The sequence below is a fragment of the Bradyrhizobium hipponense genome, from assembly GCF_008123965.1.
GTDB classification, from domain to species: domain Bacteria; phylum Pseudomonadota; class Alphaproteobacteria; order Rhizobiales; family Xanthobacteraceae; genus Bradyrhizobium; species Bradyrhizobium hipponense.
The window spans coordinates 1-14,264 of record NZ_VSTH01000103.1; the positions used below are offsets into that span (position 1 = coordinate 1).

The 14,264-nt window shown below is 61.9% G+C and carries 13 protein-coding genes and 1 pseudogene; 7 read left to right on the plus strand and 7 right to left on the minus strand.

Features of this window, described 5'->3' with window-relative positions; all coding sequences use genetic code 11:
- Positions 1-101: 101 nt before the first annotated feature.
- The 4 genes and pseudogenes from FXV83_RS28035 to FXV83_RS45200 form a co-directional block, all read right to left on the minus strand.
- Positions 102-890 (minus strand): helix-turn-helix transcriptional regulator, encoded by a 789-nt coding sequence (locus FXV83_RS28035; RefSeq protein ID WP_148742820.1) that lies wholly within the window; start codon positions 888-890, stop codon positions 102-104.
- 118 nt (positions 891-1,008) lie between these two features.
- The gene (locus FXV83_RS28040; RefSeq protein ID WP_148742821.1) at positions 1,009-1,368 is read right to left on the minus strand and encodes a DUF2200 domain-containing protein; all 360 of its coding nucleotides are present in this window, start codon (positions 1,366-1,368) and stop codon (positions 1,009-1,011) included.
- Positions 1,369-1,499: 131 nt separating this feature from the next.
- Positions 1,500-2,492: an ABC transporter substrate-binding protein gene (locus FXV83_RS28045; RefSeq protein WP_148742822.1), complete on the minus strand. Its 993-nt coding sequence runs from the start codon at positions 2,490-2,492 to the stop codon at positions 1,500-1,502.
- Positions 2,493-2,701: 209 nt separating this feature from the next.
- Positions 2,702-2,863, minus strand: a pseudogene (locus tag FXV83_RS45200) (TetR/AcrR family transcriptional regulator); the annotation flags it as partial.
- 172 nt (positions 2,864-3,035) lie between these two features.
- Here FXV83_RS45200 and FXV83_RS28055 point away from each other — a divergent pair.
- Positions 3,036-4,811, plus strand: coding sequence for an adenylate/guanylate cyclase domain-containing protein (locus FXV83_RS28055; protein ID WP_235940237.1), 1,776 nt, complete (start codon positions 3,036-3,038; stop codon positions 4,809-4,811).
- Between the two features lie 88 nt (positions 4,812-4,899).
- Positions 4,900-6,117 carry an NAD(P)/FAD-dependent oxidoreductase gene (locus FXV83_RS28060; protein WP_148742823.1) on the plus strand — a complete coding sequence of 406 codons (1,218 nt, stop codon included), beginning with the start codon at positions 4,900-4,902 and terminating at the stop codon, positions 6,115-6,117.
- A gap of 149 nt (positions 6,118-6,266) precedes the next feature.
- Here FXV83_RS28060 and FXV83_RS28065 read toward each other — a convergent pair whose 3' ends face one another.
- From FXV83_RS28065 to FXV83_RS28075, 3 genes are all read right to left on the minus strand, one after another.
- Positions 6,267-6,758, minus strand: coding sequence for a septal ring lytic transglycosylase RlpA family protein (locus tag FXV83_RS28065; RefSeq protein ID WP_148742824.1), 492 nt, complete (start codon positions 6,756-6,758; stop codon positions 6,267-6,269).
- 329 nt (positions 6,759-7,087) lie between these two features.
- Positions 7,088-8,335: an acyltransferase family protein gene (locus tag FXV83_RS28070; RefSeq protein WP_148742825.1), complete on the minus strand. Its 1,248-nt coding sequence runs from the start codon at positions 8,333-8,335 to the stop codon at positions 7,088-7,090.
- Between the two features lie 88 nt (positions 8,336-8,423).
- Positions 8,424-9,551 (minus strand): AraC family transcriptional regulator, encoded by a 1,128-nt coding sequence (locus FXV83_RS28075; protein WP_148742826.1) that lies wholly within the window; start codon positions 9,549-9,551, stop codon positions 8,424-8,426.
- A gap of 238 nt (positions 9,552-9,789) precedes the next feature.
- Here FXV83_RS28075 and napE point away from each other — a divergent pair, with 238 nt between their 5' ends.
- From napE to FXV83_RS28100, 5 genes are read left to right on the plus strand one after another with little or no spacing between them, the layout of a single operon-like run.
- Entirely contained in the window at positions 9,790-9,972 is a 183-nt protein-coding gene (gene napE, locus FXV83_RS28080; RefSeq protein WP_148742827.1) for a periplasmic nitrate reductase, NapE protein, read from the plus strand.
- Between the two features lie 26 nt (positions 9,973-9,998).
- The gene (locus tag FXV83_RS28085) at positions 9,999-10,328 is read left to right on the plus strand and encodes a chaperone NapD (RefSeq protein ID WP_148742828.1); all 330 of its coding nucleotides are present in this window, start codon (positions 9,999-10,001) and stop codon (positions 10,326-10,328) included.
- A 16-nt stretch (positions 10,329-10,344) separates the two neighbouring features.
- Positions 10,345-12,858 carry a nitrate reductase catalytic subunit NapA gene (napA, locus tag FXV83_RS28090; RefSeq protein ID WP_148742829.1) on the plus strand — a complete coding sequence of 838 codons (2,514 nt, stop codon included), beginning with the start codon at positions 10,345-10,347 and terminating at the stop codon, positions 12,856-12,858.
- Positions 12,855-13,325 (plus strand): nitrate reductase cytochrome c-type subunit, encoded by a 471-nt coding sequence (locus tag FXV83_RS28095; protein ID WP_187436213.1) that lies wholly within the window; start codon positions 12,855-12,857, stop codon positions 13,323-13,325. Before napA ends, FXV83_RS28095 begins: the two co-directional genes overlap by 4 nt.
- Positions 13,322-13,975 (plus strand): NapC/NirT family cytochrome c, encoded by a 654-nt coding sequence (locus FXV83_RS28100; RefSeq protein WP_148742831.1) that lies wholly within the window; start codon positions 13,322-13,324, stop codon positions 13,973-13,975. Before FXV83_RS28095 ends, FXV83_RS28100 begins: the two co-directional genes overlap by 4 nt.
- Positions 13,976-14,264 lie beyond the last annotated feature (289 nt).

Below are 14,264 nucleotides of genomic sequence, written 5' to 3' on the forward strand. Positions count from 1 at the left end.
GCGCGGCCGGACCATACATCGGGTCACAACGCGACGGTCCCGGAGCACGGACCGCGTGTCCACTTTGGTCTCGGAAGGAGATCGCGAGCTTAGAGTACACCTCAGTTAAGGTGGCCAGGTCCCGCGAGCACGCGTAGCACGATCGCAAACAGCTCGTTCTGCGAGGAGATGCCGAGCCGCTGATAGGCGCGCTTGCGATAGGTCAGCGTCGAATGCAGGCTGATACCGAGCGCGCGGGAGATCGCCTCGGAGCTGAAGCCTGTGAGGATACGGCGGCAGACCTCCTGCTCGCGCGGCGTGAGATCGGCCAGTAGCGCGGACGTGGCGAACAGCGCGGCGAGGGTCTGGTCGGCCGTCGCGGTCGAACCTTGCTGGAAATGGCGCGCCACGCTCGCGCTGATGGCCGGCGCGATGGCCCGAAGCCGCGCGCGCTGGGCATCGCTGAAGCGGCCCTGGGCGGCGATGCGGTAGAAATTGACGTAGAAGCATGTGTCGTCGACCCAGATCGCAGTCGCGCACTTGTCGACGATGCCGGAATCGACAAAGAACATCTTTCGGTAGCGCGCGCCGTACATACGCGGCGCGAAGGCGGGCAGCACGATCGGCGCAGCCCCCTTGCCTTCGAACAACGCATCGCGGTTCGGATCGGATTCGTGGAACTGCCCGGCATAGGCGGCGCCGAGATCGCCGCCGATCGGGATGTTGCCGACATCGAGCAGGCAGCGCGCCGCGCCCGCGCGGCTCAGCGCGAACACCATGCAATGGCCGACCCCGGCCTGGCACCGAAGCGTGTCGATCAGCGCATTGGGGAAATCCGGCCGGCCGATCGCGAGCACCGCGGGTGTGACATCGCCAACCGCCGCATTTCCGGGCGTCCCGTGAGGGCGCATCATTTTCTCCCTGTCGCTTTTGCCGAAAGTTATCAGCAATGGCCGCGCGGCGGAAGACGGGTGTCTCGGGACAGGCGGCGCACCGTCGCCGAGCCGAAGGGGCTGGCGGGTGGCGGGGTCAGGACTCGCTCTTTCGCAAAATCTTGTCCATTGCTTTGCCCTTGGCCAGCTCATCGATCAGCTTATCCAGATAGCGGATCTCCCGCATCGTTGGTTCTTTGATGTCCTCCACGCGGACGCCGCAAACCACGCCTGTGATCAGGGCTCGCGACGGATTGATTTTCGGAGCCTTCGCAAAGAAGGTTTCAAAGTCCGTCCGTTTTTCCAGTTCGGCTTCCAGCTCCTTCCGGCCATAGCCAGTCAACCAGGAAATGACCTGATCGACCTCGGCTTTGGTGCGTCCTTTCTTCTCTGCCTTCGCGACGTAAAGCGGGTAGACGCTGGCGAAGCTCGTTGTGTAGATCCGGTGTTTTGCCATGAGCGCTCCGGGGATCGCTGGTTACGGGACGTGAAGACTTGCGATCATACTACCCCTCCGCCGCTCGTGCAGCGCACGGCCTACATCTCGGAGCGGGGGTCGGCATGGCACCGACCAATAACGCAAATGGATTACTGCGCGGGCCGGTCTGCCCGCTTCAAAATCTCGGGCGGAATGGTGACGCCGATCGCCTGGGCCGTCTGAAGATTGAATATCAATTCTCGTCTTGTGATGACGTCCACCGGCAAGTCCGCCGGTTTCGTTCCCTTGAAAATCCTGTCCGCAAAGACAGCAAATTTCCGCCAGCTATCGGCGACGCTTGTACCGTAGGTTATCAAACCGGCCGCATCCGCGGTGCCGCCTGGAAACATTGCCGGCAGGCGGCTCTTGATCGCGAGTTCGCCAATCTGCTTCCGGGCCGCGAGTGCCACCGGCACTTCCAGGACCAGCAAGGCCTCGGCGCGCTCCGTCGCAATTGCCGCAAAAGCCGCATCCAGATCGGCCGCACTCTTGAGCTTTATTATTTGGGGTTCCAGGCCCAAGCCTCGTGCTGCGGCATCGTTGGCGCGATCGATGGGTGCGAACCCGCGCTCATCGGCGCCGGGAATAGTCTGGTCGCTCAGGATCGCGACGCGCGTGATTCCCGGAAACGTCTCTTTCAGAAGTTCGAATTGCTTGGTGGCTTGCTGGGGATCGAGACTGGTGATGCCGGTGATATTGCTTCCCGGCCTGTCCATCGACGCAACAAGCTTCAAGGCAACTGGATCGGTCACGATCGAAAAGACCACGGGGATCGTCGACGTGGCTTTCTGGGCCGCAACTGCTGCGGGCCCACCGAGCGCGAGGATCATGTCCACCTTCGCGTCTGTCAGCTCCAAGGCGAGGCCCGGAAGACGCTCAAGCTTCAGTTCGGCAAATCGCGGCTCGATAACGACGTCGCGCCCTTCAACATATCCGAATCCGGCAAAGTCGCTCAGAAGGTTTTTCTTTATCGAATTGAACAAAGGCGTATCACCGCCATTTATCAAAATGCCAACCCGCCTGGGATTCTGCTGCGCATTGGACAGGCCGCAGATCAAGCTGAGTGCGAATGCGGCGGCCGATACTCTTCCTATCGACTTCATGGCGTTCCCCCTGTCGACGTCGAGTTTACGTGCAATTACCGAAACGCTCGCCGAATTCGAGAGCGCAGCTGCAGCGCCGTCGAGGCGAGTTCTGCCAAGCTAGCACGGCGGCGAGGGCCATGCGTGGGTATTAGGGGTCGCGGTCCGGTTTGGGGCCAACGCGGATGGTGTGAACCCGGATCGATCAGATGGTTGCCGACCCGGCCCGTTTAGAACTCCCCGGGCCACGTGGAGAGCGCTTGCTCGGCCACGGCCTCCAGCATGTCGCGGCCGAAGCCGGCTTTGGCCTGCACCGTCATGCCGTGAGTGACGGCCATGACGAATGCCACCAGGGCATCGGGGTCGGCCGCCGGCGGCAGGTCGCACTTCGCGGCATGTCAGTACCAGCCTGATCGGACATCGACTTCATTCGGGTTCGCTTGATCGGCACAGGCGAGCGACGGCTGCACGGCGCGCGCCCCTAGGTCACTCACCGCGGAGGAGGGCCCAGAAGGGTGCAGTTTACGTCTACGTCTGCTAGACTGGCACCCAGATATTGGGCGTATGACCATGAGCGACCCACCTATCACCAGACGTTTGGCTGCAATTATGGCGGCGGACGTTGCCGGCTACAGCCGCTTGATGTCGACGGATGAAGAAGCGACCCTGCGGACCTTGGATGGCTATCGTCGCACGATGTCCGATCTCATATCCGAACATGCGGGCAGGATTTTTGGGACCGCCGGAGACAGCGTTATTGCGGAGTTCAGTAGCGCAGTGCAGGCGGTGCGCGCCGCCGTGGCGATCCAGCGCTCTCTCGATCGCCACAATGCCGATCTCCCTCAGGACCGCAGGATGGAATTTCGGATTGGCATCAACGTCGGCGACGTGATGGCGGATGGCGACAACCTGCTCGGCGATGGAGTGAACGTAGCTGCGCGACTCGAAGGGGTGGCTGAACCGGGCGGAATATGTATCTCGGGTGCAGTGCGCGATCAGATCGAGGGCAAGCTGAAGTTTGCACTCACGCCGATTGGACAGCGAGCACTGAAGAATATTAGCCGTCCGGTCTCGGTCTACTCTGTGGACTGGCAACCTGAGCATCCGGTCGCCAGCGGCATTTTGGGCGGTGCACTCGCCCTTCCGGACAAGCCTTCAATTGCCGTACTGCCATTCTCCAACATGAGCGGAGATCCAGAGCAGGAGTATTTCGCGGACGGGATTACAGAGGACATCATTACCGCTCTCTCTCATCACCGATGGTTCTTCGTCATCGCTCGAAATTCGACGTTTGTCTACAAGCGGCGAGCCGTCGACGTGAAACAGGTCGCTCGCGAACTAGGCGTACGATACATCCTCGAAGGCAGTGTACGACGGGCTGGGCAGCGCGTGCGGATCACGGGACAGCTAATCGAAGCAGAAACAGGCAATCACCTCTGGGCCGAGCGATTCGACCGCGATTTGGCGGATATATTCGCCATTCAGGACGAGATCACACAGAGCGTAGTCGGTGCCATCGAGCCTGAGATGCTGCTGATCGAAGGAAAACGTGCCTTTCGTAAGAGCGTCGGAAATCTCGATGCGTTCGATTGCTGCATGCGTGCGATGTGGCATTTTTCGCAGCTCGCATCTGAGGATCACAATCAGGCCGTAACCCTGATAAGGCAGGCACTGACGCTTGATCCGAACCTTGCCCAGGCGCACATGACGCTTGCCCGCACCCTGAATGCCCGCATTTGGTATGGCTGGAGCGGCGATCCTGTGAAGGATGTGTCGGAGATCTATGCCGCGGCCGCGCGTTCAGTCTCACTCGACGACCGCGACCCTTACTGCCACTACGCTTTTTGTTGGGGCAGCTTGTTAAGGCAAATGCACACGCAGGCGCTTGCGGAGGCGCAACGTTCGATTGACCTTAATCCAAATTTCGCATTGGGCTTTTTCTCACTCGGTTTGGTTCGCGTCCATATCGGGCACTTCACCGAAGCTCTCGACTCCTTATTGCGCAGCCTTCGCCTAAATCCCAACGATCCGCAGGCGGGAAGTTTCCTGAGCTTCGTCGCGTTGGCTCACTATCATCAGGAGAACTACGAGGAGGCCGTGCATTACGGCGAATTAGCGGTCCGCGCACGACGCCCCTATCTCGCCCTGAGAGTCCTCCTCGCCGGCCTGGGCCAACTTGGGCGCCTAGAGGAAGCACGGCCGTTATTGCAGGAATTCATCTCCCGACAACCGAAAGACACACAGCGGCAATTTGAAGTTACAACGCCCTATCTCGACTTGAAGTATCGCGATCACCTCGCCGAAGGTTTGCGTCGAGCGGGTGTCGCGTACTTGCGATGATCGACGGCAAGATCTCCAATTTGAGCACTAAAATTTTGGAAATGGGGGATTGTTGGATTTCGTTCTCTGACTGCTGAGGTCCATTGCGATGATCAACAAAGCGGATGTCGTTGTTATTGGTTCGGGCGGCCTTGGGGCTGCTACCGCATATTATCTCGCCAAGCGCGGCGGGCTCACCGTTGCCTTGCTCGACAAGCACGACATTGGATCGCAGACGTCCCCCCGCGCCGCAGGCATGGTGAGCTGCGTACGCAAGGGCGATCTGATGATCAAATTGATCAAGGACGCCTGCCGAAAGATCGAGAGCTTCACCGAGGAAACCGGGCAACCGCTGGATTGGGTTCACTCAGGCAGCTTGAAAATCGCTCGACGGCCCCAAGATGCCGACGTTATCGCGGCCGATCTGCAACGGGGGAAGCGCATGGGACTTGATGTCGAGCAGGTTTCGCCTGACGCCGCCTGTCGCCTCAATCCATTCCTAAAGTCATCCGGCGTCGTAGCGGCACTGCGGATCGGTGATGATCGATATTTCGATCCCGCGCAAATTGCCATTGGGTTCGCGCGCGGAGCCGAGGCCAAAGGCGCCATCTTGCTGCCGAAGACCGATGTGACCGAGGTCTCCATTGAAGGTGATAAGGTCACCGGTATCCAAACCACGAAGGGTCCGATTCAAGCACCCGTCGTTGTTGATGCCGCTGGCGCTTGGACGCGGCAGGTGGCTGAGGCAAGCGATATCCACGTTCCGCTCGTGCCCACTCGTCAGCAGCTGATCGTAACCGAAGCCTTGGAGGGCGCCAGGGCGGACCTGCCGATGGTGCGGATAATGGATGCAGCAGTCTACATCCGTCCCTGTCAGGGAGGATTCTTATGGGGCGTCTACGAGGAGGATCCTCGCTTCTTCAATATGAAGGTTCTTGGTCCGGCCTTTGACGTCAGGGATATGCCACTTGACGTCGACGTGCTGCGGCGTGCCGCAGAGGAGGTCAAGGCGCAGTTGCCTTTTCTGCTGACGGCGAAGACGCGCGAGTTCCGCGGCGGCATACCGACGATGACAGCAGATGGCCATCATATTCTAGGCCCTGCGCCAGCCGTGAAGGGTTTCTTCTTTGCCAGCGGCTGCAACGTTGCCGGTCTCTCGATTTCACCGACCATCGGCGAATCCCTAGCAGCCTGGATCGTCGATGGACAGCTACCGATAGACCTTTCGCCAATGTCACCGGCGAGATTCAGCAACAAGAACTGGTCGGATGAACAGCTTCAAAGAGACGCTGCATGGCAGTATCGCCATTTCTATGGCGCCGTATGATATCTTGGATGGCACCGGCTCAATCACGTCTGTTGACCCCTCCGGTAATGACTTCCGGTCGGCTCCCGCTCCTGACATTTCGCTGCGCCGAGCAAACTGAAGCGACGGGCCAGGATCGACATTCAGCTGGGCTCATACGCCTGCGATGTTCAACCGACCGGTCCGGGGATCCAATAGTCCCCTGAAAGCGGCTTAACTGTTACCTCCTTAATCACTCCGAGCTGCAGGCTCGGATCGAAATGGCGCATCGTCCGCTCATTGAGGTCAATGATGCGGCCAGGCGTCAGTGGCCCGACGTCATTGATCTTGACGATGACCTTCTTGCCTGCAGCCTCGACGAGGGCATATTTCGGCCTGGCGCCAAATTGGACCCCACCAAATTTCTGACGCAAGCTTGTCCTGATGGCAGCCGCCCAGACAGAGGGATCGTAGCGCTCGCCGGAGGCTGTGTTCGAGCCGCCCTCCCGCCATCCGGGCCGGAACGGATTGTACATGGATGCTGCGCCGACGATCGCATCCCCAGAAGCGGCATTGACGACGGCGCTCGAATGAGCCGCAACGATTTCACTTCGAGCAACGGTAGCTGAAATGGCAAGCATAACCATAGCGCCGCAGATTGCGGCGCTCGATCGGAACAGCATTCTAAGTCCTTGATTGGATTCTTTCGATCGTTTCGGTTCCTGATGCCGCAAACCTTGCGACGGAACCCGTGGGAACCGGGGAGGTCCCCGCACAGTGTTCTAGTTTTCGCCGACTAAGATGGAGATTGCGTCAGCAGCATGACTGAATCGAGCTTCTTCGACAGCGCGTGAGTAGGAGCAGGTGATGTGACCGATATCCGGCAAGAACCAAAGCGCAGTTTCCCTGACGTGAACAACGCATTTTCTGCTTCAGCTCCCGAAGTCAACATCTCCCATTCCATGCGTAGATGCCCTACCCCGCCGCGCGGGAGGACGATCCGCGTCTAGCACTATGACGCAACGGGTCCTGCGACTTCGGCGGCAGGCACCGCTTCGCGTGGTGCGTGGCGGCCGTTCAGCACCGCGCCGATAACGGTGAAGCGCACCAGCAGGTGATAGCTCGCCAGCATCGGAGGAAGCGCAACCACGAGAATGGTTGCGAACTTGATCGGCCAGGACCAGTCAAGCTGCGACACCGCGACCTGGAGCGCCATCACGATCGGCATGTGGATCAGATAGAGCCAGTAGGACGCATCGGCGAGATAGCGTCGCGTTGGACTGAAGCCGGACATGAAGCGCAGCGCGAGACCAAGGACCGCGAAGGTCGAAATCCATATCGCCGGTGCATACAGGATGGCGGAGACAAGCCTGAGTGTGGCGAAGCTGAACGGCAGTTTCGGCGTGCCCGGTGCGGACAACATCACACCTGATAGTACGAAGCTGATCAGGATCAGGACGACCGCAAGCAAGAGGTGCGGGAGCCAGCGTCGCTCGAGGAGCCGCAGCAGATCGACCTGACGATGCAACAGCCAGCCGACGCCGAAGGCGGTGCCGAAACCGATCCAGGCCTGCGCATTGGTGATGAGCGATTGATCCGGCGTCCTCACCCCCATCGCGTTGACCCATCGTTGGTCGAGGCTGAAAGCGATGCCGATCGGGATCGCCAGAACCAGAGGCGCCAGCGGATTGCGCATGATCCCCGCGAAGAGACGGTCAAGGAGCGTTCGCAGCGCGCCGGAGGCATCGAGCCAGACAATTACGCCCCACAGCAGCAGCATGGCGACATAGAGTTCCAGCAACACATAGAGAAACCAGAGATGGGTCAGGGGAAAATTCGGCAGCAGCGGCGGCCAATTGCGCATGCCATGGATCGGCCCGCCATTCGGCAAGTAAGATGCCCAGATCACCACCAGCGCCATCGGCGTGAACACGATCGGCCAGCCGACCGCGAGCGGCAGCACTATCCTCTGCAAGCGGTCGCTGACGAAGCCCCAGGTCCCGCGGCGATGAAAGCTCATGCGGGCGAAGAAACCCGCCATCAGGAAGAACGCGGTCATCCGGAAGACGTGGATGGTGAAGGACAGCAGGCCCAGGAGCAGGCTTGGATGGGTGTCCCGGACGAACCAGAACTGGGCCGAGGCGGGCACAAATGACAATGTCGCGTGCAGGACGATGCCAAGCAGCAACGCAAAGCCCCTGACCGCGTCGAGGGCATGCATTCGTTCCGATGCGGGGGTGACGGCGGTCAAACGGGACATGGAGGGCTCAGCTTGCTGGAGAACACCTTCTTCTTCCCGACAATTTGCCCGATCACGTCAGGGCGCTCTTGCCCGATCCGGAAATCGGCTAGCCGATTTCTCGACGCGGTTGGCTGATTCTGAGATCGCGGTTGGCATCATCCGCCGTCTCAGGCCGGCTCAAGGCCTCGCGCCGAAATTCGGTCGGGGTCACGCCGGTCTCGGCCTTGAAGGCCCGATTGAAAGGCCCGATCGACTGGAAGCCGGCATCCATGGCGATGGTCAGCACCGGGACCTCCCGTTGCGCCACGTCGGACAGCGCCAGCTTGGCATCGTCGATGCGATAGTGATTCAGGAACGCATTGAAGTTGCGATAGCCCAGCCCTTCGTTGATCGCCTGGCGCAGCCGATGCTCGGGAACGTCGAGCCGTGCCGCGAGCGCCCCGATCGCAAGACCTTCCTGCCGGTAGGTTCGCTCTACAGTCATCAGATGGTCGAGACGCCGGAGCAGGATCGGGTCGACGACGACTCGTCCCGTGGGAGCACGAGCGGCACCGCGCGCGTCGCTGGATGCGATCGCCGCCGTGGCGTCGACGGGCACCGCCGGCTGCGTGGCGAAAGCACCCAGTCCGGCGAGCATGGCCACCACGAACAGGCCAAGCGCGGTCGGGAGACTGCCGGGCGCGCCCGGGACCGCGACGGGAATTGCGGCGAAGCCGGCACCAGCGACGACCGCGATGAGCCCGACATTGATCGCAAGCATCGCCAGCCGCAGCCGGCGGCGCCGCGCGACCAGATCGGCACGCCAGGTCTTGACCGTCTGCACCGCGGCCGCGAGAGCCAGCGCCAGGGCGACCAGCGCCAGGACTCGACCGCCGGCCCCGGCCAAAGCAGGCCAGTGCGCCCAGCCCAGCGTGATCGCAAACCCGAAGGCCACGATGCTCAGCCACAGGGCGCCGTGCCATCGCCTGAGTACGAAATCGTCGTCGAACGCCGCGCGCGCCCACACCCAGAACACGGCGGATTGCGCTGACAGGATCGGCAGCACCCACCACCATGAGGATTTTGGAAAGAATGGCGCGGTCGCGATGGCGTAGAACACGCCGCCAGCAGACATGGCCATGCCCAGCAAAGCCTGCTGGCTGGTCCCGCGGCGCAGCAGCGCCACGAGAATGATCATCAGGAACACGCCGCTCGCTCCGCCGCGAAGCCCGAGATCGATGGCCGTGAGCCCCATGCCATTCACGCCTTCTAGTCTCCCCAGTCTCCGTTCGAGAACTCAACTCTCGCATCGCCTTCGCGCGTGCACAACCCAAACTTGTGCTTGCGGTCATGGCGGCAACTATCCTCACAACTTGAGCGGTTGATCCAAATCAACGCGGCCAGCCGTCAGTTTTCTATGGTGCATCAAGGCAGCGGCCCGGATGCCGCCTCGATTCCCAAATCGATTACCAAACATTTCAGCGAGACCGAATATGTCGGTGCCTGACGACACGAGCGGGCGCGTGCGCCGTAAGCGCATGGAGATTTTTGCGTTTCTGTTCCTGACCGCGGTCGTGATGCCCGTCCTCGCGGTCGGAACGGTCGGCTCCTACGGCCTCGCCGTCTGGGTCTACCAGATGATCGCGGGCCCGCCCGGCCCACCTCCCCCGCATTGATCTCCGAACAGCGAAAGACAGGCATCATGGCCCAAGGCTTACTGAGCAAAGCCACACTCAATCGCCGCGCCCTGATCACCGGCCGGGTGCTCAGTGCCGAGCGCATCGTTCCGCCGCCGGGCAACGAGATCGCCAGCATGATCGTGCAGGCGCGTCCCGAGCGCCTCGCCGAGGTCGAAGCCGAGATCGTCGCGCTTGCCGGCTGCGAGATCCACGGCCGCGACGCGCGCGGAAAGCTCATTGTCGTCACCGAAGCGCCGGACGCCGGCAGCCTCGGCACCCTGCTCAACACCATCCAATCGCTGCCGCACGTCTGTTCCGCAGCGCTGGTCTTTCACGCCATCGAAACGGCTTAAGGCCGGGAGAGCCGTCATGACATCGCCAAAACTCGACCGCCGCCAGATGCTGAAGCTCGAGGCCGCCGCGATCGCGGCTGCCGCCGCTGGGCTCCCGGCGCCGGCGCTTGCCGCCAATCTGGTCGCCGAGCGCGGGACATCCGAACTGAAATGGGACAAGGCCGCCTGCCGCTTCTGCGGCACCGGCTGCTCGGTGATGGTCGCGACCAAGGACAACCGCGTGGTCGCGACCCATGGCGACATCAAGGCCGAGGTCAATCGCGGTCTCAACTGCGTCAAGGGCTATTTCCTCTCCAAGATCATGTACGGCCATGACCGCCTGACTCAGCCGATGCTGCGCAAGAGCGGCGGCAAGTATGACAAGAACGGCGAGTTCACGCCGGTGTCGTGGACCGAAGCCTTCGACATCATGGAGGTGAAGTGGAAGGAGGCGATCAAGAAGCGCGGGCCCAACGGCGTCGCCATGTTCGGCTCCGGCCAGTGGACGATCTGGGAAGGCTATGCCGCCTCAAAACTGTTCAAGGCCGGCTTCCGCACCAACAACATCGACCCCAATGCGCGGCACTGCATGGCTTCCGCAGTCGCCGGCATGATGCGCACCTTCGGCATCGACGAGCCCCCTGGCTGCTATGACGACATCGAGGCCACCGATGCCTTCGTGCTGTGGGGCTCCAACATGGCGGAGATGCATCCCATCCTGTGGTCGCGGCTGACCGACCGCCGGCTCTCCGCACCGCATGTCCGCGTCGCCGTGCTCTCGACCTTCGAGCACCGCTCGTTCGACCTTGCCGACATCGGCATGGTGTTCAAGCCGCAGACTGACCTTTACCTGCTCAACGCCATCGCCAACCACATCATCAAGACCGGCCGCGTCAACAAGGACTTCGTCGCCGCGCACACCGTGTTCAAGCGCGGCCAGACCGACATCGGCTATGGCCTGCGGCCGGACCACCCGCTGCAGAAGAAGGCGACGGGCGCGGCGAAGGCCAATGACTCGACCGACATGGGCTACGACGAGTTCGTCAAGTTCGTCTCGGAGTACACGCTGGAGAAGGCGGCCGAGATGTCCGGCGTGCCGCTGAACCGGCTGGAGGCGCTCGCCGAGCTCTATGCCGATCCCAAGACCAAGGTGGTCTCGTTCTGGACCATGGGCTTCAACCAGCACACCCGCGGCGTCTGGTGCAACAACCTCGTCTACAACATCCACCTTTTGACCGGTAAAATCTCCTCGCCTGGCAACAGCCCGTTCTCGCTGACCGGCCAGCCCTCGGCCTGCGGCACCGCGCGCGAGGTCGGCACCTTCTCGCACCGCCTGCCGGCCGACATGGTCGTGACCAACAAGGCGCATCGCGAGCATGCCGAGCACATCTGGAAGCTTCCCGAGGGCACCATCCCCGACAAGCCCGGCGCTCATGCCGTGCTGCAAAGCCGGATGCTGAAGGACGGCCTGATCAACGCCTATTGGGTCCAGGTCAACAACAATTTGCAGGCCGGTGCCAACGCCAACGAGGAGACCTACCCGGGCTTCCGCAACCCCGACAATTTCATCGTGGTCTCGGATGCCTATCCGTCGGTGACCGCGCTCGCCGCCGATTTGATCTTGCCGACCGCGATGTGGGTGGAGAAGGAAGGCGCCTATGGCAATGCCGAGCGGCGGACGCAGTTCTGGCATCAGCTCGTCGCTGCGCCGGGCGAGGCCAAGTCCGATCTCTGGCAGCTCATGGAATTCTCCAAGCGCTTCAAGATTGAGGAGGTCTGGCCGGAGGAGCTGATCGCCAAGACGCCGGACGTTCGCGGCAAGACGCTGTTCGACGTGCTCTACAGGAACGGTCAGGTCGACAAATTTCCGGTCTCCGATATCGAGCCGGGTTACCTCAACGACGAGTCCAGTGCGTTCGGCTTCTATGTGCACAAGGGCCTGTTCGAGGAATACGCCACGTTCGGCCGCGGCCATGGCCATGACCTTGCACCGTTCGACACCTATCACCGTGAGCGCGGACTGCGCTGGCCCGTCGTCAACGGCCAGGAGACGAAGTGGCGTTTCCGCGAGGGCAGCGATCCCTACGTCAAGCAGGGCACTGAAGTGCAGTTCTACGGCCATCCCGACGGCAAGGCGCGCATCTTCGCGCTTCCCTATGAACCGCCGGCGGAATCTCCCGACAACGAATATCCATACTGGCTCTCGACCGGCCGCGTGCTGGAGCACTGGCATTCCGGCACCATGACGCGCCGCGTGCCCGAACTCTACAAGGCGTTTCCCGAAGCTGTCTGCTTCATGCACCCCGACGACGCGCAGGACATGAAGCTGCGCCGCGGCGACGAGGTGAAGGTGACGTCGCGCCGCGGCTTCGTCCGGGCCCGCGTCGAGACGCGCGGCCGCGACCGTCCGCCGCGTGGGCTGGTGTTCGTGCCCTGGTTCGATGAATCCAAACTGATCAACAAGGTGACGCTGGACGCCACCGATCCGATCTCGCTGCAGACCGATTTCAAGAAGTGCGCCGTGCGCATCGAGCGGGTGGGCCTGTCATGATGAAACGATCCGCAATCGCCCTGCTCGCCTTCGCGATCGCCGCCGGCGCGAACTCCCTGACCGCGCAGACTGTCACATCAGGCCTGCGCGGCCCGGCCCCGCTCGATGAGGAGGGTCCGGCGCCGCCGATGCTGCAGAATCGCAACACCTCCGAGCGGGAGGTGCGCAACTATCCGGAGCAGCCGCCGGTGATCCCGCACAGCATCGACGGCTACCAGGTCGATCTCAACGGCAACAAGTGCCTGTCCTGCCATGCGCGGGCGCGCATCGCGGAATCGCAGGCGCCGATGGTCTCGATCACGCATTTCATGGATCGCGACGGCCAGTTCCTGGGCTCGATCTCGCCGCGGCGCTTCTTCTGCACGGAGTGCCACGTGCCGCAGAACACCGCCACGCCGCCGGTCAGCAACGACTTCACCGACATCGACACGCTGCTCTCGCGCGCAAGCCCCGGTGGCCGCCGATGACGACGACCGCTGACGAGCCCCATGACAAGCTGAAGGCGAAGCGCCGATTCATCGCGCGAGGCTGGGATTTTGCGCGCGAGCTCTGGCTGGTGCTGATCCGGCCGAGCTCGGTGTTCGGGCTCGGCGTGCTGGTGCTGGCGGGCTTTGCAGCTGGCGTGATCTTCTGGGGCGGCTTCAACACCGCACTGGAACTGACCAACACCGAAAAATTCTGCACCGGCTGCCATGAGATGAAGGACAACGTCTACGCCGAGCTGAAATCGACCATCCATTTCAGCAACCGCTCCGGCGTGCGCGCCACCTGTCCGGATTGTCACGTGCCGCACAACTGGACCGACAAGATCGCGCGCAAGATGCAGGCTTCCAAGGAGGTCTGGGGCAAGCTGTTCGGTACGATCGACACCCGCGAGAAGTTCCTTGATCACCGGCTCGAGCTCGCGGCGCATGAATGGGCGCGCTTCAAGGCAAATGATTCGCTGGAATGCCGCAACTGCCACAGCGCCGATTCCATGGATATCACAAAGCAGTCGCCGCGGGCCTCGGTGGCGCACCAACGCTTCCTGTTCACGGGCGAGAAGACCTGCATCGACTGCCACAAGGGCATCGCCCACCATCTGCCCGACATGCGCGGCGTTCCCGGTTGGCAATAGGACAGTCTCAGCCGCTTGCATCCAGGGCTATCGCAAATCTTGGCGGGGCCTGAGCGAGCGCCCCGTCCTTCGAGACGACCGCTTTGCGGTCTCCTCAGGATGAGGCTAAGCGGCATCTTTGCCTGTGGAATTGCAGCCGCGCACTCTGTCCTCATCCTGAGGGCCCGCCAAAGGCGGGCGTCTCGAAGGATAGGCCGCAGAGAAAGGGGCTTGAATGCGATTGTCCTGCGCTTGAACCGGCGGGACGAATGGTTAGTTTGAGGGGTGACGAATCGCTTCGATTTCGCCC

What these genes read in the sequence shown, in the direction of transcription:
- FXV83_RS28035 (WP_148742820.1), bottom strand. Translation starts at nt 890, where the DNA reads ATGCGCCCTCACGGGACGCCCGGAAATGCGGCGGTTGGCGATGTCACA.
- FXV83_RS28040 (WP_148742821.1), bottom strand. Translation starts at nt 1,368, where the DNA reads ATGGCAAAACACCGGATCTACACAACGAGCTTCGCCAGCGTCTACCCG.
- FXV83_RS28045 (WP_148742822.1), bottom strand. Translation starts at nt 2,492, where the DNA reads ATGAAGTCGATAGGAAGAGTATCGGCCGCCGCATTCGCACTCAGCTTG.
- FXV83_RS28055 (WP_235940237.1), top strand. Translation starts at nt 3,036, where the DNA reads ATGACCATGAGCGACCCACCTATCACCAGACGTTTGGCTGCAATTATG.
- FXV83_RS28060 (WP_148742823.1), top strand. Translation starts at nt 4,900, where the DNA reads ATGATCAACAAAGCGGATGTCGTTGTTATTGGTTCGGGCGGCCTTGGG.
- FXV83_RS28065 (WP_148742824.1), bottom strand. Translation starts at nt 6,758, where the DNA reads ATGCTGTTCCGATCGAGCGCCGCAATCTGCGGCGCTATGGTTATGCTT.
- FXV83_RS28070 (WP_148742825.1), bottom strand. Translation starts at nt 8,335, where the DNA reads ATGTCCCGTTTGACCGCCGTCACCCCCGCATCGGAACGAATGCATGCC.
- FXV83_RS28075 (WP_148742826.1), bottom strand. Translation starts at nt 9,551, where the DNA reads ATGGGGCTCACGGCCATCGATCTCGGGCTTCGCGGCGGAGCGAGCGGC.
- napE (WP_148742827.1), top strand. Translation starts at nt 9,790, where the DNA reads ATGTCGGTGCCTGACGACACGAGCGGGCGCGTGCGCCGTAAGCGCATG.
- FXV83_RS28085 (WP_148742828.1), top strand. Translation starts at nt 9,999, where the DNA reads ATGGCCCAAGGCTTACTGAGCAAAGCCACACTCAATCGCCGCGCCCTG.
- napA (WP_148742829.1), top strand. Translation starts at nt 10,345, where the DNA reads ATGACATCGCCAAAACTCGACCGCCGCCAGATGCTGAAGCTCGAGGCC.
- FXV83_RS28095 (WP_187436213.1), top strand. Translation starts at nt 12,855, where the DNA reads ATGATGAAACGATCCGCAATCGCCCTGCTCGCCTTCGCGATCGCCGCC.
- FXV83_RS28100 (WP_148742831.1), top strand. Translation starts at nt 13,322, where the DNA reads ATGACGACGACCGCTGACGAGCCCCATGACAAGCTGAAGGCGAAGCGC.